Raw genomic sequence first — 20,822 nt, 5'->3', positions numbered from 1 at the left:
TTGAACGAGGGTCGGCCGTTCATACACGGGTAAGATCGACGTCGGAAATGAGGCGTATGCGCCGGCCGCAGAGGGCGTATCGCGGCCGGTCAGCGGGCGAACCGTTCCGCCGCGGGTCAGGCTGCGGCCGCGTCGCGATCGACATACCATGTCACGCGCCCGGCACTCTCGACATGCCGCGCCGGCAGATCCTCGCCGTCGGCGAGCCGTTGCAGCGGCTCGCGCTTGCCTGCGCCGTTGACGAGAAACAGCACCGAGCGAGAGGAGGCCAGAGCCGGAAAGGTCAGGGTGATGCGTGGCACGAACGGCTCCATTCCCGCCTCGGGGACCGGCGCGACCCAGGCCGTGCGCTCGGCGACGGCCGGCTTGCCTGGAAAAAGCGAGGCGGTATGGCCATCGCTGCCGAGGCCGAGCAGCACGAGATCGAACAGCGGTCGTTCCGGATCGAGCTCGCCAGCCCCGTAGAAATCGCGCAGCGTCTTCTCGTAGGCGCGGGCGCCGGCCTCGGCTCCGTGATCGGAGGGAATGAAGTAAAGATGCGTCGCCGGCACCGGCGCGGCATGGCCGAACGCCTCTCGAACCATGCGGACGTTGCTCAACGCATCGTCCCACGGCACCACCCGGTCGTCGCCGAAGAACCAGTGGATGCGCGTCCACGGCACCCGCTCGACAAAGCCGGGAGAGGCCAAAAGCGCGTAGAGCCGCTTCGGGGTCGAGCCGCCGGAGAGGCAGATCGCGATGCGCTCCCCCTCCGCACTCTCGGCCATCGCCACTAGATGCTCGGCCGCCGCACGGGCCGTCGACTCGGCATCCGCCATCAACTCGGTGTTCGGGGGCAGCGAAATCATGGGGCGGGCCCCCGGCGCGGCGGCTCTTTATGGCCTCCGAAGCCCTGACGCATCGCCGAGAGAAGCTTGTCGGCGTAGCTCTCATCCTCGCGTGAACGGAAACGGCGGTAGAGGGCGCTGGAGAGGACGGTGGCCGGCACGGCCTCCTCGATCGCCGCATTGATGGTCCAGCGGCCCTCTCCGGAATCCTCGACGTAACCGGAGAATCCTTCGAGTCGCTCGTCGCCCGCCAGGGCGGCGGCCGTCAGATCGAGGAGCCAGGAGGAGACCACGCTGCCCCGCCGCCAGACCTCGGCGATGTCGCCGAGATTGAGCTCGAACCGGCGCGCCTCGGGAATCTCGGGCGCGTTGGCATGGCGAAGGATGTCGAAGCCCTCGGCATAGGCCTGCATCAGGCCGTACTCGATGCCGTTGTGGATCATCTTCACGAAGTGCCCGGCGCCGCTCGGGCCGGCATGGATGTAGCCCTGCTCGGCGCGCGGATCGCGCGCCTCGCGGCCGGGCGTGCGCGGGATCTCGCCGAGTCCCGGCGCCAGCGTGCGGAAGATCGGGTCGAGCCGATCGACAGCATCCTTGTGGCCGCCGATCATCATGCAATAGCCGCGCTCGAGCCCCCACACGCCGCCGGACGTGCCGACATCGATATAGTGGATACCCTTGGCGTCGAGGTCGCGAGCCCGGCGCACGTCATCCTGATAGAACGAGTTGCCGCCATCGATGATGCAGTCGTCGGCACTCAAGAGGCCGCCGAGCGCGGTCACCGTCTCCTCGGTGATCTGGCCGGCCGGCAGCATCACCCAGGCGGTGCGCGGCGCTTCGAGCTTGGCGGCAAGATCCTCCAAGCTGGAGGCGGCCGTCGCCCCCTCGGCAGCCAATGCTTCGACCGCTTTCGGATCGCGGTCGTAGACGACGGCCGTGTGGCCGTCGCGCAGGAGGCGGCGGACGATATTGCCGCCCATCCGGCCAAGGCCGATCATGCCGAGTTGCATAGGCGCGCACTCCCATCGGGGACAATCGGGATCCGTCGTGCGATCCCTCGCGGCTCACCCTTCGCCCGTTAGGGAAGGGTGACCGCACCTGCCAATGGTAGGGCGTAAAAACCGGAATCAAGGCTTCGGCGGTGTCACCCCCGAGGCCGGCGGCTGGTCGGGGCTCGCTTCCGCCCGCTTCTCCGGATTCTTGACCTGGCTGTAGGCAACGTTGCCGAACGAGCCGATGGTCGCCGACCAGGGCAGCGGCTCCGCATCCTGGTCGCTGCGATTCGCCTTGCAGAAGGCCGAGAGCAGGCCGTTGACCACGCCGTCGTCGCCAGCCTCCGGAGCGGCGGCCTTCACTTTCGGTGCGATGCGGGCGAGGACCGGAACGAAATCGTTCGGCTTCAGCCCCTTCAGCGCGTCGCCGCCCGTGGCCTCCTCGATACTGGCCTTGAGCGCTTCGTTCTCGATGGTCGAGCAGGGCGCGTTGCCGGCCAACATCGTCTTGATATTCCCACGCGCGGTCGCGACGACACCCGACTCGGCCACGACCGGAGCCTTGTTGCCCCAGGAATTGCGGATGTAGTCGGTGACGTCCTTGATCTGCTGGTCGGTCATCTCCTGGCCGATGGCCGGCATCGGCGCATAGCCGCTCTGGGCGGCGAGACCGCCGAGGATCACGTTGATGATGGTCTCGGGGCCGCCGGACTGGATCGAGGTGTTGCCGGCCAGTGCTGGAATCGCGCCCTCGACGCCCTTGCCGTCCGGACGGTGGCAGGAAGAGCAGTAGGTCAGGTAGGTGTCCGCCCCGGGCGCGCCCGGCTGGTTGAAGGCCTGAAGATCCTTCTCCTTGTAGGTCTGCCTGGCGGGAATCGTGCGCAGATAGACGACCATCGCCTTCAGGTCGGCTTCGGTCATCTTGGAGAGCGATTCCTCGATGGTCTGGCGCATCGGTCCGGCGGCCACGCCCGGCCGGTTGCCGGGGGCCGTACCGGTCTTGAGGTAGCTGACGACCTCCTCGTCGCTCCAGGCACCGATACCCTGATGCCCGTCCGGGGTGATGTTGGGCGCGTACCAGCCGTCGATGACGCCGCCGCCGAACCGGCCGGCCAGGCTCGAATTACCCACAAGCTTGCGCTCGTTGTGACACATGCCGCAATGGCCGAGGCCTTCGACGAGATACCCGCCGCGGTTCACCTCCGCGCTGGCTTTCGGATCGGGCTCGAAACGCCCTTCGGTAAAGAAGGCGGTGCGCCACGTGATCAGGGCGGTGCGGACGTTGAACGGGAAGGGGATCTCGTTGTCCTCCCGCTTCTCCTTCACCGGCGTCAGCGACTTGAGGTAAGCAAAGATCGCTTTCGTGTCGTCGTCCGAAACCTTGGTGTACCAAGAGAAGGGAAAGGCCGGGTAGAGATACTCACCCTCGTCGCCGATGCCGTGACGGAATGCCTTTTCGAAGGTCTCGTAGCTCCACTTGCCGATGCCGGTCTCGTCGTCCGGCGTGAGATTGGGGGTCTTGATCGCCCCGATCGGCGTATCGAGCTTATAATTGCCGGCCATGAACTTGCCGCCGGCCTTGGTGTGGCAGGCGGTGCAATCGCCCGCCGTCGCCAGGTATTCGCCGCGCTTGATCAGATCGGCATCCGCCTCCTGCGCATGAGCCGTGCCGACCGAGAGGAGGGCGGCGACGGCGAGCCAACCGGAGCCCAAGGCGGTGAGGCGTGTCATGAACCCGATCTCCAGATGTCGAAGGCCTCGATGAAGCGTCGTTCTAAGTCATCGGCGGACGCGCACCGAACGTTCGCCACTTTTGGTTGTTCCCTGCCAACGTGTCACAGTCCGGCGAATCCGTCGCTCCGTCACGACGAAAGCGGATCACCATTTCGGTGAGATGCGCGGCCAGTGCCGCGGCCATCCAAGCCGCGACGCCGGGCCATGCCGCGCCGGTGAGCGCCGCCCGCAGGGCCAGCATCAGCGCCGCGCCGGAGGCGAGGTTGCTCAGCAGCGGCCCCGGTGCCGGGCCGCGGCCCCAGCGGGCGCGCACGGCGAGCAGCAGCAGCGCCTCCAGGGCCACCAGCACGAGGATGGCATCGACGATCCGCCCGGAGGCGAAGAGCGGCGCGAAGAACCCGTCCACGGATCACGCGCTCCCCAAGCGCGGCCCGAAGCGCGGATTGAGCCGGACGATCGTGAGGTTCAGGCAGGCGGCGACGCTGACCCAGGCGAGGTAGGGAAGGTTGAGCAGGGCTGCAGGCGTCGAGACCTGACCGATGGTGACCATTACGGCGAGGATGGAGAGCCACAACAGCAGCACCTCGGCGAAGGCCCAATCGGGCCGACGCAGCCGGAAGAAGATCACGCTCCAGGCAATGTTGAGCACGCCGTTGACGGCGAGGACCGCGACCAGCCGGCCCCGCGCGGCCGGGTTCGGATCACCGTTCCAGGCGATGATCGCGGAGACGGTGGTGAGAGCGAAAATCACGGTCCAGACCGGCCCGAAAGCCCAGTCCGGCGGCTTCCAGCCGGGGACGCGCAGGCGGCGATACCAAGCGTCCGTCCGGGTCGCGACTCCGCCCGCCACCGCGACGGCGAGCGCCACGAGGGCGGCGACGACAGGCGGTCCCCAGCCGCCGACCAGCAGGCCGCTCACGGCGAGACCCAGCGGAACAGGTGCGCGAGATCCTTGACGAAGATCCGTGCATGCGCGGCGGGTTTCGCGCGCACCAGTTCCTTGTTCATGTAGGAGTCCCAGGTGAGCTGTTGGACGTCCTTGTCCTTGCAGATCGAGACGAAGCGCTCCCGCAGGTTGTCGCTGCGATACCAGACCCACTGCATCATCCCGAGGATCCAGAAGACGCGTCCGTGCAGCCGCATGAACCGCTTTCGCGCCTGGGCGAGGGCGCGAGCGTCGCCGGTCGCGAGGAAGGCGCCCGCCGCCTCCGCGGCAAGGCGGCCGCCGAGCATCGCGTAGTAGATGCCCTCACCGGAAGCCGGCGCGACGACGCCCGCCGCATCGCCCGCGAGCAGCACGTCGCGTCCGTTGTCCCAGCGCCGCAACGGCTTGAGCGGAAGCGGAGCGCCCTCCCGGCGGATCGTCTCGCAGGCATCGAGGCCGGTATCGGCGCGCAGATCGCGGATCGCCGATCGCAGGGAGAAGCCCTTTCGGGCGCTGCCGGTGCCGACGCTGACGGTCTCGCCGTGCGGAAAGATCCAGGCGTAGAAATCCGGCGAGAGGCGGCCCTGGTAGTAGACGTCGCAGCGTGCGCCGTCGTGCCCGGCATCCGCGGGGCGACGGACGATCTCGTGATAGGCGAAGACCTGTCGCATCCGGGCATGCCCCGGAATTTCGGCGCGTCCGACGCTGGAAGTCGCACCGTCGGCACCAATAATGAGGCGAGCCCGCACCTTGTGCTCCTCGCCGCCTTTGCCGGAGCGGTAATGCACTAGGGCGAGCCCCGCGCTTTCGCGGGTGATGCGTTCGAACAGGCCGTCGCGCAGATCCGCCCCGGCAAGCGCTGCTCGCTCGCGCAGATACGGATCGAAATGCTCGCGATCGACCATGCCGACGAAGCCGTCGCCGACCGGCATGTCGACCGAGCGCGCGCTCGGCGCCACCATCCGGGCACACCGGATACGGGCGACGAGGAGCGCGTCGGGAATCGCGAAGTCGCGGATCAGCCGCGGCGGAATCGCACCGCCGCATGGCTTGATCCGCCCCGCCTTGTCGAGGAGCAGCACCCGCCGCCCGGTGGCGGCGAGGTCGGCGGCCGCGATCGCCCCCGCGGGGCCGCCCCCCACCACCACGACGTCGAAGGTTTCGGAAGCGTCGTGGTCTGCCATGGTGTTACCGCGCCTCGAAGCCGGGGTTGAGCTGGAAGGAGGCCGTCTCGGTCAGCGGGTTGCGCCGCCGGCCGACGGTGACGTGCTCGACGCGCAGGCTGATCAGCAGGGCGACGAGGAAGAGGATGCCTTCCGCCACGAACACCGCCGCGTAGGCGTAGACCGGTTCGGAGGCGACGAGGCGGGCGAGATCGACCGCGAGCGTGCCGAGGAAGCCGCCGACACCGAAGGCGACGCCCTGCGCCGCGCCCCAGACGCCCATGCGGGTGCCGCGCTCGGCCTCGCCGCCGCGCCCGGCCAGCGCCATCATCGATCCGATCGCCGACACGGCGTAGACGCCGTTGCCGAAGCCGAGGCCCGCCACCGCCGCGCGTAAGGGGAAGTCGGGCCCGAGCGGTCCGCCGGCAGCGATCGTCCCGAGCGCCAGCGCCGAGAGTCCGCAGCCGATGGTCGTCCAGAGCTTCAGCGAACCCAGCACCGGACCGCCGATGAACACGGTGACGCCGGCCACGAACAGCATGCCGGCGAGCACGCCGCCGTGCTGAAGCCCGGCGAGCTTGGTCGTCGCTCCCGGCGACATCGCGAAGACGAGGCCGGCATAGGGCTCAAGAATCAGTTCCTGCGCGCTGTAGGCGAGCATGGAGACGAAGATGAACAGGGTAAAGCGCCGGGCCGCGGGCTCGGCCAGCACCTGTGCCAGCACCGCGCGGAACAGCGGCTTCGTCTCGGCCCGGCCGGCCGCGGCTTCGGGGCGGGGCGGTTCGATGCCGCCCACCGCCAGCAGAGACACGGCGAAGGCGACGAGGGAGACGGTGCCCGACACGGCGACGAGCCGCGCGCCCGAAAACGGATCGAGGAAGTGGCCGGCCAGCGGCGCGGTGACGGCGAAGCCGGCGATCATCATCACCCAGACGATGGTGGCCGCCGCGCCCCGGCGCCCGGCTTCCACCCCGGTCGCGAGGAGGACGAGGAGCGAGGTGCCCGCCGCACCCGCACCCATGCCGACGAGCAGGAAGGACAGGACGGCGAGTGCGAGGCCGGCGGCGAGGTGACTCGCCGCCAGCGCCGTCGCCGCCGCGGCACCGAAACCGCCGAGGCAGAGTGCGGCCATGCCGCCGACGATCCACGGCGTCCGCCGCCCCCCGACATCGGAGCCGTAGCCCCAGCGCGGACGCAGCACCTGCGTGGCGTAGTGCAGGGCGACGAGGACGCCGGGCACGATCGCGGGCAGCGCCAGTTCCACCACCATCACCCGGTTGATGGTCGATGTCATCAACACCACGACCGCTCCGAGCGCGGTCTGGACGAGGCCAAGCCGAACGATCTGGAGCCAGGAGAACGATCGAGAGACGGCGGGCGTACGGGTCATGGCGCCAGCCCTTGCACGAGCGGGCGCAGGGCGAAAGCCGAGGCCAACATGCCGAAAACGTAGAGCGTCGTGCCGGTGCCGTTGTACCAAGCGGCGCGGGCGCGGGGCGCTTTCAGGAAATGCGTCATCAGGGCGAGCTGCCCCACCAGCAGGGCGCCGATCAACGCGGCATGCCAGGGACGTTCCCAATGAAGGAGGAGCGCGACCACCACCATCTGCGGCAGGGCCATGACGAGGCAGGCGAAGCGCGCCGCACGATCGGAGCCGAGCTGCACCGGCAGCGAGCGCAGGCCCATGGCCCGGTCCCCCTCCACCGACTTGAAGTCGTTGAGCGTCATGATGCCGTGCGCGCCGACCGAGTAGAGCAGCGCGACGAGAAGCACCCGCTGATCAGGCATCGAAGCGGCCATCACCGCGGCGCCGGTGAACCAGGGTAGCCCCTCATAGCAGAGCGCCACCGCCGAATTGCCCCACCAGCCGTTCTGCTTCAGCCTGAACGGAGGCGCCGAGTAGATCCAAGCGAGCACGAGGCCGAACAGGGCGGCGCCGAGGATCCAGGGTCCGAGCATCGCGGCGACGACCAGCGAAAGGACTGTCCAGCCGGCGGCGAGATACAGGCCCCACCGGCCGGGAATGCGCCCTGAGGGTATCGGCCGGTTAGGCTCGTTGATGGCATCGACATGGCGATCGAACCAGTCGTTGGCGGCCTGGCTCGTGGCGCAGACCAACGGCCCGGCGAGAAGCACGCCCGCGGCGATGACCAGCCACTGCCCGGATGGCGTCTGGCCGGAGGAGACGACCCCGCAGCCGAACGCCCACATCGGTGCGAACCACGTGATGGGCTTGAGAAGCTCGACGATGGCGCTCGGTGCGGGCGTTGCCATGCTCAAAAGCTACCGGCGCCCAGCCGCACGTGTCAATCAAGCTTTACACACGACCGAAAATAAGATCGCGATGTCACCCGTTTTTGACTAATGCATTATAGCGCCGATCGCCGGGGAATGACCTAAGAGGTCAACTCAGGGTCGTTGCCGTCAAGATCACCGATGCCGTAGCGGCGCATCTTCGCGTAGAGACCCTGACGGCTCAGGCCAAGCATCTCCGCCGCCGAAGCGCGGTTGTCGCGCGTGATTCGTAAGGCGGCCTCGATGCACAGCTTCTCGATGAGGTCGGTCGTCTCGCGCACCAGGGCCTTCATGGAGACGCGCCCGACGAGTTCGGTCATCTGTTCGACCGAGCGGGGCAGGTCGTGCCCGCCGCCAGCGTGAACCGGGGCCGCACGCCGCGGTGTCGCGCGGACGGTGAAGCCGAAACAGGGCTGATCGGCGTGAGAGGTGGAGACGGCGGCAACCTCCACCTCCTCCATGGAGCCGTATTGGCCGCGCATCGCCGTCGAGAAATGCCGCACCGAGCCGTGGTCGCGCAGCATCGCGAACAGCGCGAGCGCGTCCGTTTCCCCACGGCCGAGCCAATTGTCGAGGGTTCGGCCACGGACCTGTTCCTCGGTCGCGTGCTGGGTGAGATCGAGAAAGGCGGTGTTGGCGGTGAGGATACGGCGCGCGGCGTCCGTGACGACGAAGCCCTCCGGCATCCGCTGGATGATGTCGAGCGCGCCACGTCCGAACTCGACGCGCTCCGGCGCTGCCGGAACGAGTGTGGCGAGGCGCAACAGCACCGAGGTCGCGCCCTCACCGCGAAACAGGGAGGCCGAGACCCGGACGTCGCCCCGGCCGCCGGCCAACGGCGCGACGAGATCCGTCGCCTGCCCGGTGACGCGCAGGCCGGCAAACAAGCTCTGCAAGTCCCGCAGGCTGCCCGCGTCGAACAGGTCGGCCGCGTCCTGGCCGATCACGCGTTTCTGCGGTCGGCCGAGCAGCCGCATCGCTGCCGGGTTGATCTCCGTCACCCGCCGTGTGCCGGAATCGACCACGAGAACCGGCTCACCGGAGAGCTGGAACAGCAGTTTGTAGCGGGTCTCGGCGGTGCGCAGGCGGTCGTAATCCCGCTCCAGCGCCTGCTGCGTCTCGGCCAAACGCCGCTGAAGCGCCGCGATCGTCCGCAGATCCTGCCCGACCACGATGATCGGCCCATCCTTGCGCGGACGGAGCGTGGCGTAGCGAATCGGCAGGTCCGTGCCGGTGGGAGAGGGGTGGTTGACCTGCCGCCAGCGGGTCATCGTACCGGGCGCCGCATCGCGCAGCAGCGCATCGATCTTCGGCCGGCTCTCGATTGTGACCGTGTCGATCCAGGGCTTCCCGAGCCAGGATTCGATGCCCTGTCCTTCAAGATCGGCCCGGCCGGCCATGGTATCGCGAACGATACCGTCATGATCGACCACGAGGGAGAGATCGGAGGTGGCAGCAATCAGCAACCCGGCCGCCTCGCCATCGAGGAGACCGGCTGCCTGTTGCAGCGCCGGGGTGGGGCGCCGGGGAGAAGGGCTCGCCAAGCTGCTCAAGGTCAACACTTCGTGATGGCGCTGAAAGCGCCCTTATCAACAGGCTCGCGTCCGCATTTCAAGCAAGCTTTCCGCAATGAGCGGTGCAAGACGCCCATCTTCCGCTGTGCCATCCGCGCCAACAAGGCGGACGTGATCAGGATTCCGGACGAAATAGGGGCCACCGACCAGGACCTTGATCCGCGTATTGCACGAAGCGGCCCGCAGCGCACGGATCCGATCCGTGAGGGCGGGCAAGAACACGTCGCAGGACAGCGTCAGCCCGAGGATGTCGAACCATTCCATGCGGACGAGATCCGCCGCGTCGAGGCTCGAATGGGCGCCGGTGGTGGTCACGTCCCACCCCGATTCGCGGAAGATGGTCGCGACCAGCGACAGACAGAAAACATGCGTCTCGCCCGGACCCGGCAACAAGAGGATGCTGCGCCCCGCGGGATCGACCGCGTCGTTCTCCAGCCGCGCGCACAGTTCGCGCGTCGCCGCCTGGAGGCGCCCGAGAGCAACGGTGACGTCCACGAAATCGCAGGTATCCTCCTCCCAGAGCCACCCGAGATGCCGTGCCACCGGCGCCAGCAGATCGACCAGCATCCCTTCGAGGGTCAGCCCCTCGTCGAGGATACGCAGGAGATGGGGCGCGAGATCCGTGTCCGTGCGGGCGAGCAGCAGGTCGCTGAGCCGCTGGACTTCCTCGGGTGTCGGCCGGTGCCCGACGATCGCGGGCCGAGGCGTCGCCCGTTCACGGTGAGCCAGCATCAGCCGAGGCAGGATCTCCGCCTCGACCACGCTCGCCAATTGTCGGCGCATCCCGAGTCCGTCGGGCTGCTGCTCGAACGCCGAGGGGACAAGCGGCTCGGCCACGACACCGCATTCCGGTGCCACAGCGGGAAATTCGAGACGCTCGCCGAAATGCCTCCAGTCGCCCATGGGCGTCTCCCTGAGGATGCGGCTCTGTGGATGCAGCGTGCAACTTAATTCGCTGATCGGCACCAGGGCAACGGACGCGTGTATCCCAACGATACGCTTCCGCCGAGGATTGGCAATCCCCGGTTCCGTCCAAGTCGGCGGAAATGTAATTTGGAACGAGCGTCAAGTTGGATTGACACTTTTGGGCGGCCAGGCCTAGGTTCGGGGCATCGAGGTCTCCGAAGACGGGGCCGAAGGACGAGCGAGGGCGGACGCCATGCGTCAGCACCAGGGCCGGCAACAACCGCTCTACACGAGCGCTCAGCGTCAGCGGCGCGACGCGTCGCGCTGGACGCTGGTGCAGGGGATTCTGGCTCCGCTGCAGTTTCTCGTCTTCGCGGTGAGTCTCGGCCTCGTCCTGCGCACGCTCGCCACGGGTGAGGGCGCTGCGGCCGCCAACGCCTCCGTCGTCGTCAAGACCCTCGTACTCTACGCGATCATGGTCACGGGCTCGATCTGGGAGAAGGTCGTGTTCGGCCGCTACCTGTTCGCGCCGGCCTTCTTCTGGGAGGACGTGTTCAGCATGCTCGTGCTGGCGCTGCACACGGCCTATCTCGCCGCACTCGGCCTCGGCTGGCTCGATACGCAGGGATTGCTGGTCCTCGCGCTCGCCGCCTACGCCACCTACCTCATCAATGCCGGCCAGTTCCTCCTAAAGCTCCGGGCGGCGCGGCTCGAAACCCCGGCCAACCTCTCTTTCGCAGGTGAGGTGGCCCGGTGAACGCGCACGCGCCCCTTCCCGCCACCGAGTGCGGCGTCTCGGTGCGCGCCGAGCACGGCCAGCGGGCCGTGTTCTGCGGCCTCACCGGAATCGTCTGGCTCCACCGGAAGATCCAGGACGCGTTCTTCCTCGTCGTCGGCTCGCGCACCTGCGCCCACCTGATCCAGTCGGCGGCGGGCGTGATGATCTTTGCCGAGCCGCGCTTTGCCACCGCCATCATCGACGAGCGCGATCTCGCCGGCCTCGCCGACATGAACGAGGAACTCGACCGGGTGGTGACGCGGCTGATCGAGCGACGTCCCGACATCCGGCTGCTGTTCCTCGTCGGTTCCTGTCCCTCGGAAGTCATCAAGCTCGACCTGTCGCGGGCAGCACAGCGACTGTCGCGGCGGCTCGCCCCGGACGTGCGGGTGCTGAACTATTCGGGCTCCGGCATCGAGACGACCTTCACGCAGGGCGAGGATGCCTGCCTCGCCTCGCTCGTGCCGGAATTGCCCGAGGCGGCGGCAACGGATGAACTCCTCGTCGTCGGCGCGCTCGCCGACGTGGTCGAGGACCAGTTCGCCCGGTTGTTCTCCGATCTCGGCATCGCTGCCCGCTTCCTGCCGGCGCGACGGGCGGGCCAGATGCCCCCGGTCGGACGCGGCACGCGCTTTCTCCTGGCCCAGCCCTTCCTCGCGGACACCGCGCGCGCCCTGGACGAGCGCGGAGGTCAGCGCATCGCCGCCCCGTTCCCGCTCGGTGCCGAGGGCACGACCGAGTGGCTTCGCGCGGCGGCCGAGGCCTTCAGCGTCGATGCCGCCCGCTTCGAGGCGGTGACGGCGCCGGGCCTGCGCCGTTCCCGCCAGGCCATGGCCGCATACGCCGAAAAGCTCGCCGGCAAGCGGGTGTTCTTCTTCCCCGATTCACAGCTCGAAGTGCCGCTCGCCCGCTTCCTTTCGCGGGAGATGGGCGCCGAACTGATCGAGGTCGGCACGCCCTATCTGCATCGCGGCCACCTCGCCGCCGAACTCGAATGGCTCCCCAGCGGCACCGCCGTGGTGGAGGGCCAAAGCCTCGACGACGGGCTCGACCGCTGCCGCGCCGCCCGGCCGGATCTGACCGTGTGCGGCCTCGGCCTCGCCAACCCGCTCGAGGCGGAGGGGCTGACCACGAAGTGGTCGATCGAGCTGCTGTTCACGCCGATCCAAGGCTACGAGCAGGCGGGCGACCTCGCCGAATTGTTTGCGCGCCCGCTCGAGCGGCGCACCCGGCTGGAGGTGTAGCGGCCATGCAGCTCACCGTCTGGACCTATGAGGGACCGCCACATATCGGCGCCATGCGGGTCGCCACCGCGATGGAGGGGCTGCACTACGTGCTGCACGCCCCCCAGGGCGACACCTATGCCGACCTTCTCTTCACGATGATCGAGCGGCGCGCCAAGCGCCCGCCGGTCACCTACACCACCTTTCAGGCTCAGGATCTCGGGCGCGACACGGCCGCGATCTTCAAGGATGCGGTCGCCGCCGCCTACGCGCGCTTCCAGCCTCAGGCAATGATCGTCGGCGCTTCCTGCACGGCCGAGCTGATCCAGGACGATCCGGGCGGCCTCGCCAAGGCGCTCGACCTGCCGATCCCGGTGATTCCGCTGGAGCTGCCGGCCTATCAGAAGAAGGAAAACTGGGGCGCCTCCGAGACCTTCTACCGGTTGGTCCGCGCCCTGGCAGGATCGCCGGCCGAGCGTTCGCCTCGCGAAGGGCGGCGCCCCGCCTGTAACATCCTCGGCCCCACCGCCCTCGGCTTCCGCCACCGCGACGACCTGATCGAGGTCCGACGCCTCCTCGACGGCCTCGGGATCGCGGTAAACGTGGTTGCGCCGCTCGGTGCGACGCCCGCCGATCTCGTCCGGCTCGGCGAGGCCGATTTCAACGTCGTGCTCTATCCCGAGGTGGCGCGCAGCGCCGCGCAGTACCTCGAAAAGACGGTCCAGCAGCCCTTCGTCGATGTGGTGCCGATCGGCGTCGGCGCGACGACGCGTTTCGTGGAAGCGGTGGCGGCCCTTGCCGGCGTCGATCCCGCGCCGGTCCTCGCCGACGCGCCCTCGCGTCTGCCCTGGTACAGCCGGTCGGTCGATTCGACCTATCTCACGGGCAAACGCGTCTTCGTGTTCGGAGACGCCACCCACGCGCTGGCCCTTGCCCGCGTCGCCACACATGAACTCGGCTTCAAGCTCGTCGGGCTCGGCACCTATACCCGCGAGTTCGCCCGCGAAGTCCGAGCGGAAGCGGCGCTCAACGGGATCGAGGCGACGATCACCGACGACTACCTCGACGTCGAGGCGGCGATCCAGGCGGCGGCCCCCGAACTCGTGCTCGGCACGCAGATGGAGCGCCACATCGCCAAGCGGCTCGGCATCCCCTGCGCGGTGATCTCGGCGCCGATCCACGTCCAGGACTTTCCCGCCCGACACTCGCCGCAGATGGGGTTCGAGGGCGCCAACGTCCTGTTCGACACTCTCGTACACCCCCTGATGATGGGGCTGGAGGAACATCTCCTCGGGATGTTCCGCGAAGATCCCGAATTCCACGATGGCGCCGCCCCGTCTCATCTCGGCCGCGGGCCGAGCGGGACGGCGGGCGCCGTGGAACGGGCGCCGAAGACTCCCCCCCTCGCGTCGGCGCCCGTTCCATCCCCCATCCCAATCCCCGGCGCGGATACGGTCCGCACCGCGCCGTGGGCGCCCGATGCCGAGAAGGAACTGAAGAAGATCCCGTTCTTCGTGCGCGGAAAAGCCCGCGCCAACACCGAGCGATTCGCCCGAGAGCGGCAGCTCCCGCTCATCACTCTCGAGACCCTTTACGATGCCAAGGCGCATTTCGGCCGATAGGCCCACCATTCGCGTCGCCATCGTCACGCTCGACAATCATTTGGCGAGCGCGGTGGAACGGGCGCGCCTGCGGCTCGCGGCGGAGATGCCGGGGCTCACGCTGAGCTTCCACGCCGCCGCCGAGTGGGAGACGGACAAGTCCGCGCTCCGGGCTTGCGAGGCGGAGATCGCGCGGGCCGACATCGTCCTCTCGGCGATGCTGTTCCTCGACGAGCACGTCCGGGCGATCCTGCCGGCGATCCTGGCGCGCCGCGAGAGCTGCGACGCGATGATCGGTTGTCTCTCGGCCTCCGAGATCGTGCGCACGACCAAGCTCAACCGCTTCGACATGAGCGGGACCAAGCGCTCGGCCCTCGACTTCCTGAAGCGGCTGCGCGGCAAGCCGGGCGCGGAGGGCAACGCCGCCCGGCAGATGGCGCTGGTGCGCAAGCTGCCGAAGATCCTGCGCTTCATCCCCGGCTCGGCGCAGGACGTGCGCGCCTATTTCCTTACCCTGCAATACTGGCTCGCGGGCTCGGACGAGAACGTGGCGAGCCTCGTGCGCTTCCTCGTGCAGCGCTACGCCGCCGGCCCCCGCGCCGTGTGGCGGGAGATCGCCGCGGCGCCCGCGCCCCAGCATTATCCCGAGACCGGCCTCTACCATCCGCGGATGGCCGACCGCGTCGGCGAAAGCCTGTCCGCCCTGCCGACCATGCCGGGCGCCCGGGGCCGCGTCGGCCTGCTGCTGATGCGCTCCTACGTTCTGGCCGGCAACACGGCGCATTACGACGGCGTCATCGCCGCTCTGGAGGCCAAGGGTCTCTCGGTGGTGCCGGCCTTTGCCGCCGGCCTCGACAACCGCCCCGCGGTGGACGCCTATTTCACGGTGAACGGCCGGCCGGCGATCGACGCCCTGGTCTCGCTCACCGGGTTCTCGCTGGTCGGCGGCCCGGCCTACAACGACGCGGCGGCGGCCGAGACGACGCTGGCGCGGCTCGACGTGCCTTATCTCGCGGCCCACGCGCTGGAATTCCAGACGATCGAGCAGTGGGAGGCGGGCAGCCGCGGCCTGTCGCCGGTCGAGGCGACCATGATGGTCGCGATCCCCGAACTCGACGGCGCCACCGCGCCGATGGTGTTCGGCGGCCGTTCCTCCGCCTCCGGCCCCGGCAATGCCCGCGACATGCGCGTGCATCCCGAGCGCGCCGAGCGGCTCGCCGCCCGGATCGATCGGCTCGTGTCCCTGCGGCGCCGGCCGAAGCGCGAGCGGCGCCTGGCCGTCATCCTGTTCAACTTCCCGCCGAATGCCGGCGCCACCGGCACGGCCGCCTTCCTCTCGGTCTACGCCTCGCTGCTGAACACCCTGCGCGGCCTCAAAGCCGAGGGCTACGACGTCACCGTGCCCGACAGCGTCGATGCGCTGCGCGAAACGATTCTCGGCGGCAACGCCACCCGCTACGGCACGCCGGCCAACGTCCACGCCCGCGTTTCGGCTGAGGATCACGTCCGCCGCGAGACCTACCTGGCCGAGATCGAGGCACAATGGGGCCCGGCGCCCGGCCGCCACCAGAGCAACGGGGCCGACATCCTCGTGCTCGGCGCGCAGTTCGGCAACGTCTTCGTCGGGGTGCAACCCGCCTTCGGCTACGAGGGCGACCCGATGCGGCTGCTGTTCGAGCAGGGCTTCGCGCCGACCCACGCCTTCAGCGCCTTCTACCGCTGGCTGCGCGAGGATTTCTCGGCCGACGCCGTGCTGCATTTCGGCACCCACGGCGCGCTCGAATTCATGCCCGGCAAGCAGGCCGGATTGTCGGAGTCCTGCTGGCCCGAGCGGCTGATCGGTGCGCTGCCGAACATCTACCTCTACGCCGCCAACAACCCGTCCGAGGGCACGATCGCCAAGCGGCGCTCCGCCGCGACGCTCGTGAGCTACCTCACGCCGAGCCTCGCCGCCGCCGGGCTCTACCGCGGCTTGAGCGACCTCAAGGCTTCGGTCGAGCGCTGGCGCGGTCTGGAACCGGAAGCGACGGCCGAGCGGACGGCGCTCGCCGTGGTCATCCAGGCACAGGGCGCGGCCGTCGATCTGGTCCCGGCCGAGCCCGCCTGGGAGGGCAATCCCGCACCGCACGTCGCCGCGCTCGCCGCCGCCCTGTTCGAACTCGAGCAGACGCTGATCCCGCACGGCCTGCACGTGATCGGCCACGGGATGGGCTGCGAGGAACGTGTCGATCTCCTGCTCGCCCTGGCGGAGGCCTCCCACGGGCTGAAGCCGGCCCGCGCCGGGATCGAGCTCCTGATCGAGGGTGCGTCCCTCAACGAGGCACTGGCCGCCGCGGGCCTGCCCGCCGACGAGACCCACCGGGCCGCCTTCGCCGACCTCGCCCGGATCGATGCCGACCTCGCCCGCGACAGCGAGCTGCCCGCGCTGATGCGGGCCCTCGACGGGCGCTTCTTGGCCCCGGTCGCGGGCGGTGACCTGCTGCGCAATCCCGGTATCCTGCCCACGGGGCGCAACCTGCACGGCTTCGACCCCTACCGCCTGCCCACGGCCTTCGCGCTGGCCGACGGCGCCCGCCAGGTGGCGCGGGTGCTGGAGCGTTACCTCGAGGAAGGCCGGGCACTGCCGGAGAGCGTCGCGCTCGTCCTGTGGGGCACCGACAACCTGAAGAGTGAGGGCGGCCCCATCGCCCAGGCGCTGGCGCTGATCGGCGCAGCGCCCCGCTTCGACGGCTACGGCCGCCTCGCCGGGGCCGAGCTGATCCCGCTCGAACAACTCGGCCGTCCGCGCATCGATGCGGTGGTCACGCTCTCGGGAATTTTTCGCGATCTTCTGCCCTTGCAGACCAAACTCCTGGCGGAAGCGAGTTTTCTGGCGGCCAGCGCGGACGAGCCGGCCGACAAAAACTTCGTGCGCAAGCACGCGCTGGCGATCCAGGCCGAGCAAGGCTGCGACTTCGAGACGGCGGCCCTACGGGTCTTCTCCAACGCGGAGGGAGCCTACGGCGCCAACGTCAACCATCTCGTCGAATCCGGCCGCTGGGATGACGAGGACGAACTCTGCGAGACGTTCTCGCGCCGCAAGAGCTTCGCCTACGACCGGTCGGGCCGTCCGGCGCCCCGGCGCGACCTGATGAAGGCGGTGCTGTCGCGGGTCGATCTCGCCTACCAGAACCTCGATTCGGTCGAACTCGGCGTCACATCGGTCGATCACTATTTCGACGGGCTCGGCGGCATGGGCCGGGCGGTGGCCCGCGCCCGCGGCGAGGCGGTGCCGATCTACATCAGCGACCAGACCCGCGGGGAGGGGCGCGTGCGCTCGCTCGACGAGCAGGTGGCGCTGGAAACCCGCACCCGCATGCTGAACCCGAAATGGTACGAGGGCCTGCTCGGTCACGGCTACGAGGGCGTGCGCCAGATCGAGGCGACCCTGACCAACACCGTCGGCTGGTCCGCCACCGCCGGCGCGGTGCAGCCCTGGATCTACGAGCGCATCACCGAGACCTTCGTCCTCGACGACGTGATGCGCGACCGTATGGCGACGCTCAACCCCACGGCCTGCGCCAAGGTCGCCAGCCGCCTGATCGAGGCTCACCGCCGCGGCTTCTGGACTCCCGACCCGGCGATGCGCGACGCGCTCGACCGTGCCGAGGAGGAACTGGAGGACCGGCTGGAGGGCGTCACGCCCGGAGCCTTGCCCAGGATCACCGCAGGAGTCGCGGCATGAACATCGCCATCCGAAATCCGGTTCCCGTCCGCCGCGAGGAGGGCAGCCTTCAGGTCGGGCTCGACCCGAACGACCGGATCGACACCGCCAAGGTCTTCGCCGTCTATGGCAAGGGCGGCATCGGCAAGTCGACCACCTCCTCGAACCTCTCGGTCGCCTTCTCGAAGCTGGGCAAGCGCGTCCTGCAGATCGGCTGCGATCCGAAGCACGACTCGACTTTCACACTCACCAAGCGTCTTGCCCCGACCGTCATCGACGCGTTGGAGGCCGTGAACTTCCACTCCGAGGAGCTGCGCGTCGAGGATTTCGTGGTCGAGGGCTATAACGGCGTGAAATGCGTCGAAGCCGGCGGACCGCCCGCCGGCACCGGCTGCGGCGGCTACGTCGTCGGGCAGACGGTGAAGCTCCTCAAGGAGCATCACCTGCTGGAGGATACCGACGTCGTCGTGTTCGACGTGCTCGGCGACGTGGTGTGCGGCGGTTTCGCCTCGCCGCTCCAGCACGCCGACCGCGCGCTGATCGTCACCGCCAACGACTTCGACTCGATCTTCGCGATGAACCGCATCGTCGCGGCCATCCACACCAAGTCGAAGAATTACGGCGTGCGGCTCGGCGGCGTCATCGCCAACCGCTCGGCCAAGACCGACGAGATCGACCGCTTCAACGCAGCGGTGGGCCTGCGCCGCCTTGCACACTTCCCCGACCTGGACGTGGTGCGGCGCTCGCGACTGAAGAAATCGACGCTGTTCGAGATGGAGCCGACGCCGGAGCTGAAGGCCGTCACCGACGAGTACATGCAGCTCGCCGAGACGCTCTGGTCCGGCGCCGACCCCTGCGAGGCGGTTCCGATGAAGGACCGCGACCTGTTCGAATTCCTCGGCTTCGACTGATCTCGGGACGCGATCGATGAGCACGCCCTACCTCACCCGCCGCTCCCAACTCGAGACCTACTTCGACCGCACCGCGGTCGAGGCATGGTCGCGCCTCACCTCCGACGCGCCGGTCTCGAAGATCCGCGCCACGGTGCGGGCCGGGCGCGACACCATGCGCGCGAACCTGCTCGGCTGGCTGCCGGCGGATCTGACCGGCCTGCGCCTGCTGGATGCCGGCTGCGGCACCGGGGCGCTCGCGGTCGAGGCCGCGCGCCGGGGTGCCGAAGTGGTGGCGATCGACGTCTCGCCGACGCTGGTCGGGCTCGCCCGCGAGCGCCTGCCCGCGATCCCCGGCCCCGGCTCGGTCACGTTCCGGGTCGGCGACATGCTCGACCCCTGGCTCGGCCGCTTCGACCATATCGTCGCGATGGATTCGCTGATCCATTATCAGGCGCCGGACATTGTCCGGGCGCTCGCCGAACTGTCGCTGCGCACCGATGGCAGCCTGCTCTTCACCGTCGCCCCGCGCACGGCGCTGCTGACGCTGATGCACGCGGCCGGCAAGCTGTTCCCGAAGGCCGACCGGGCTCCTGCCATCGTGCCGATCACGGAGAGCGGCCTGCGGCGGCGCATCGCCGGAGAGCGGGCGCTGGCCCGTTTCGCCGTCGAGCGGACGCAGCGGGTGAACAGCGGGTTCTACCTCTCGAACGCGATCGAGCTGCGCAGGGATGCGTCGCCCGCGAGCGAGACCGGGGCCGCTCGATGAAATCCGGCCTCGCCATCACCCAGGCGCTGCTCCGCCTCGGCCCGGCGATCCTTCCGTTCGCCGATGCGGCGACGAAGGAGTTGCCGCTCGGGCGCCTGATGCGGCTCGCGCTGTTTCAGGTCACGGTCGGCATGGCCGCCGTGCTGCTGATCGGCACGCTCAACCGGGTGATGATCGTCGAGCTTGCAGTGCCGGCCTGGATCGTCGCGGTGATGCTGTCGCTGCCACTCCTGTTCGCCCCCCTGCGGGCGCTGGTCGGCTTCCGCTCGGACACGCACCGCTCCGTGCTCGGCTGGCGGCGGGTGCCCTACATCTGGTTCGGCACGCTGCTGCAATTCGGCGGGCTGGCGATCATGCCGTTCGCCCTGCTGATCCTGTCGGGCGACACCACCGGTCCGCTCTGGGTCGGCCATGTCGCGGCCGCGCTCGCCTTCCTGCTCGTCGGCGCGGGGCTCCATACCACCCAGACCGTCGGGCTGGCGCTGGCCACCGACCTCGCCCCGGCGCATGCCCGCCCGAAGGTGGTGGCGCTCCTCTGCGCCATGCTGCTGGCCGGCATGATGGGCAGCGCCGTGCTGTTCGGGCTGGCGCTGGCGAATTTCTCCGCGGTCCGCCTGATCCAGGTGATCCAGGGCGCGGCACTGGTCACGATCGTGCTCAACGGCATCGCCCTGTGGAAACAGGAGCCGCGCGATCCGCACCGCACCGAAAGGGCGGCACCGCGGCCGAGCTTCTCCCAGTCCTGGCGCGGCTATGCCGGGGAGGGCACCGCGCGGCGGCGGCTGGCGGCGATCGCGCTCGGCACTGCAGCCTTCTCGATGCAGGACATCCTGCTCGAACCCTATGGCGGCCAGATCCTCGGCCTGACGGTGGCCCAGACCACGGCGCTCACCGCGATGCTCGCGGCCGGCGGCGGGCTGGGGCTGATCGCGGCGGCGCGCTGGCTCAACCGCGGCGGTGACCCCTATCGGGTGGCAGCGACAGGCGCGGTGATCGGCATCGCCGCCTTCTCGGCGGTGATCTTCGCAGCACCCCTCGCCTCGGCCCGGCTGTTCGCAGCGGGGGTCACGCTGATCGGCATTGGCGGCGGATTGTTCGCCCACGGCACGCTCACCGCCTCCATGGCCAAGGCCGGGCCGGACGATACCGGCCTTGCGCTGGGCGCCTGGGGCGCGGCGCAGGCCACCGCCGCCGGCCTCGCCATCGCCGCCAGCGGCATCCTGCGCGATCTCGGCGCCGCCGTGGCGCAATCGGGTGCGCTCGGCGAGGGCATGAACGAGCCGGCAATCGGCTACCTCATCGTCTACCACGTCGAGATCGCGCTGCTGTTCGCCACGCTGGTCGCGCTCGGCCCGCTCGTACGCGCGGACGCCCCCGGTTCCATCCGTCCGGACGAGCGGCGTTCCGGTTCGTTCGACCCCCTCGTCAACCGCCCCACCTGA

17 protein-coding genes are annotated in these 20,822 nt (G+C 69.2%); 7 read left to right on the top strand and 10 right to left on the bottom strand.

Annotated elements, in window-relative coordinates:
• Positions 1-116 precede the first annotated feature (116 nt).
• The 10 genes from pgl to E4V01_RS10955 form a co-directional block, all read right to left on the bottom strand.
• Positions 117-848 (bottom strand): 6-phosphogluconolactonase, encoded by a 732-nt coding sequence (pgl, locus tag E4V01_RS11000; RefSeq protein ID WP_060772039.1) that lies wholly within the window; start codon positions 846-848, stop codon positions 117-119.
• Entirely contained in the window at positions 845-1,837 is a 993-nt protein-coding gene (gene gnd / locus E4V01_RS10995; RefSeq protein WP_135298357.1) for a phosphogluconate dehydrogenase (NAD(+)-dependent, decarboxylating), read from the bottom strand. The genes pgl and gnd overlap by 4 nt, the downstream gene beginning before the upstream one ends.
• A 117-nt stretch (positions 1,838-1,954) precedes the next feature.
• Positions 1,955-3,550, bottom strand: coding sequence for a cytochrome c (locus E4V01_RS10990; protein ID WP_135298356.1), 1,596 nt, complete (start codon positions 3,548-3,550; stop codon positions 1,955-1,957).
• A gap of 43 nt (positions 3,551-3,593) precedes the next feature.
• A complete protein-coding gene (locus tag E4V01_RS10985; RefSeq protein WP_060772036.1) occupies positions 3,594-3,959 on the bottom strand; it encodes a hypothetical protein in 366 nt (121 codons plus the stop codon).
• Positions 3,960-3,962: 3 nt separating this feature from the next.
• Positions 3,963-4,472 carry a TspO/MBR family protein gene (locus E4V01_RS10980; protein WP_060772035.1) on the bottom strand — a complete coding sequence of 170 codons (510 nt, stop codon included), beginning with the start codon at positions 4,470-4,472 and terminating at the stop codon, positions 3,963-3,965.
• Complete coding sequence (locus tag E4V01_RS10975; protein ID WP_135298355.1) at positions 4,469-5,662, bottom strand: geranylgeranyl diphosphate reductase; 1,194 nt, start codon at positions 5,660-5,662, stop codon at positions 4,469-4,471. The genes E4V01_RS10980 and E4V01_RS10975 overlap by 4 nt, the downstream gene beginning before the upstream one ends.
• Positions 5,663-5,666: 4 nt before the next feature.
• Complete coding sequence (locus E4V01_RS10970) at positions 5,667-7,031, bottom strand: BCD family MFS transporter (RefSeq protein ID WP_135298354.1); 1,365 nt, start codon at positions 7,029-7,031, stop codon at positions 5,667-5,669.
• Entirely contained in the window at positions 7,028-7,915 is an 888-nt protein-coding gene (gene chlG, locus E4V01_RS10965; RefSeq protein WP_060772032.1) for a chlorophyll synthase ChlG, read from the bottom strand. Before chlG ends, E4V01_RS10970 begins: the two co-directional genes overlap by 4 nt.
• Before the next feature lie 122 nt (positions 7,916-8,037).
• On the bottom strand, positions 8,038-9,498 hold the full coding sequence (ppsR, locus tag E4V01_RS10960; protein ID WP_135298353.1) for a transcriptional regulator PpsR: 1,461 nt from the start codon (positions 9,496-9,498) through the stop codon (positions 8,038-8,040).
• Between the two features lie 27 nt (positions 9,499-9,525).
• Positions 9,526-10,413, bottom strand: a complete 888-nt coding sequence (locus E4V01_RS10955) for a B12-binding domain-containing protein (protein WP_135298352.1) — start codon at positions 10,411-10,413, stop codon at positions 9,526-9,528.
• 256 nt (positions 10,414-10,669) lie between these two features.
• Here E4V01_RS10955 and bchF point away from each other — a divergent pair, with 256 nt between their 5' ends.
• Genes bchF through E4V01_RS10920 form a run of 7 tightly spaced genes read left to right on the top strand, consistent with a single transcriptional unit; the run spans position 10,670 to position 20,822 of the window.
• Positions 10,670-11,173: a 2-vinyl bacteriochlorophyllide hydratase gene (bchF, locus tag E4V01_RS10950; protein ID WP_060772029.1), complete on the top strand. Its 504-nt coding sequence runs from the start codon at positions 10,670-10,672 to the stop codon at positions 11,171-11,173.
• Complete coding sequence (locus E4V01_RS10945; protein ID WP_135298351.1) at positions 11,170-12,438, top strand: ferredoxin:protochlorophyllide reductase (ATP-dependent) subunit N; 1,269 nt, start codon at positions 11,170-11,172, stop codon at positions 12,436-12,438. Before bchF ends, E4V01_RS10945 begins: the two co-directional genes overlap by 4 nt.
• Positions 12,439-12,443: 5 nt before the next feature.
• Positions 12,444-14,039: a ferredoxin:protochlorophyllide reductase (ATP-dependent) subunit B gene (gene bchB / locus E4V01_RS10940; protein WP_060772027.1), complete on the top strand. Its 1,596-nt coding sequence runs from the start codon at positions 12,444-12,446 to the stop codon at positions 14,037-14,039.
• Positions 14,014-17,742 carry a magnesium chelatase subunit H gene (locus E4V01_RS10935; RefSeq protein WP_135298350.1) on the top strand — a complete coding sequence of 1,243 codons (3,729 nt, stop codon included), beginning with the start codon at positions 14,014-14,016 and terminating at the stop codon, positions 17,740-17,742. Before bchB ends, E4V01_RS10935 begins: the two co-directional genes overlap by 26 nt.
• Complete coding sequence (gene bchL / locus E4V01_RS10930) at positions 17,739-18,632, top strand: ferredoxin:protochlorophyllide reductase (ATP-dependent) iron-sulfur ATP-binding protein (protein ID WP_060772025.1); 894 nt, start codon at positions 17,739-17,741, stop codon at positions 18,630-18,632. The genes E4V01_RS10935 and bchL overlap by 4 nt, the downstream gene beginning before the upstream one ends.
• Before the next feature lie 16 nt (positions 18,633-18,648).
• Positions 18,649-19,380, top strand: coding sequence for a magnesium protoporphyrin IX methyltransferase (gene bchM, locus E4V01_RS10925; RefSeq protein ID WP_135298349.1), 732 nt, complete (start codon positions 18,649-18,651; stop codon positions 19,378-19,380).
• Positions 19,377-20,822 carry a BCD family MFS transporter gene (locus E4V01_RS10920; RefSeq protein ID WP_135298348.1) on the top strand — a complete coding sequence of 482 codons (1,446 nt, stop codon included), beginning with the start codon at positions 19,377-19,379 and terminating at the stop codon, positions 20,820-20,822. Before bchM ends, E4V01_RS10920 begins: the two co-directional genes overlap by 4 nt.

Origin of the sequence: Methylorubrum sp. Q1 (assembly GCF_004683995.1) — a bacterium.
Lineage (GTDB): Bacteria > Pseudomonadota > Alphaproteobacteria > Rhizobiales > Beijerinckiaceae > Methylobacterium.
This window is presented reverse-complemented; position numbering and strand designations above follow the sequence as displayed.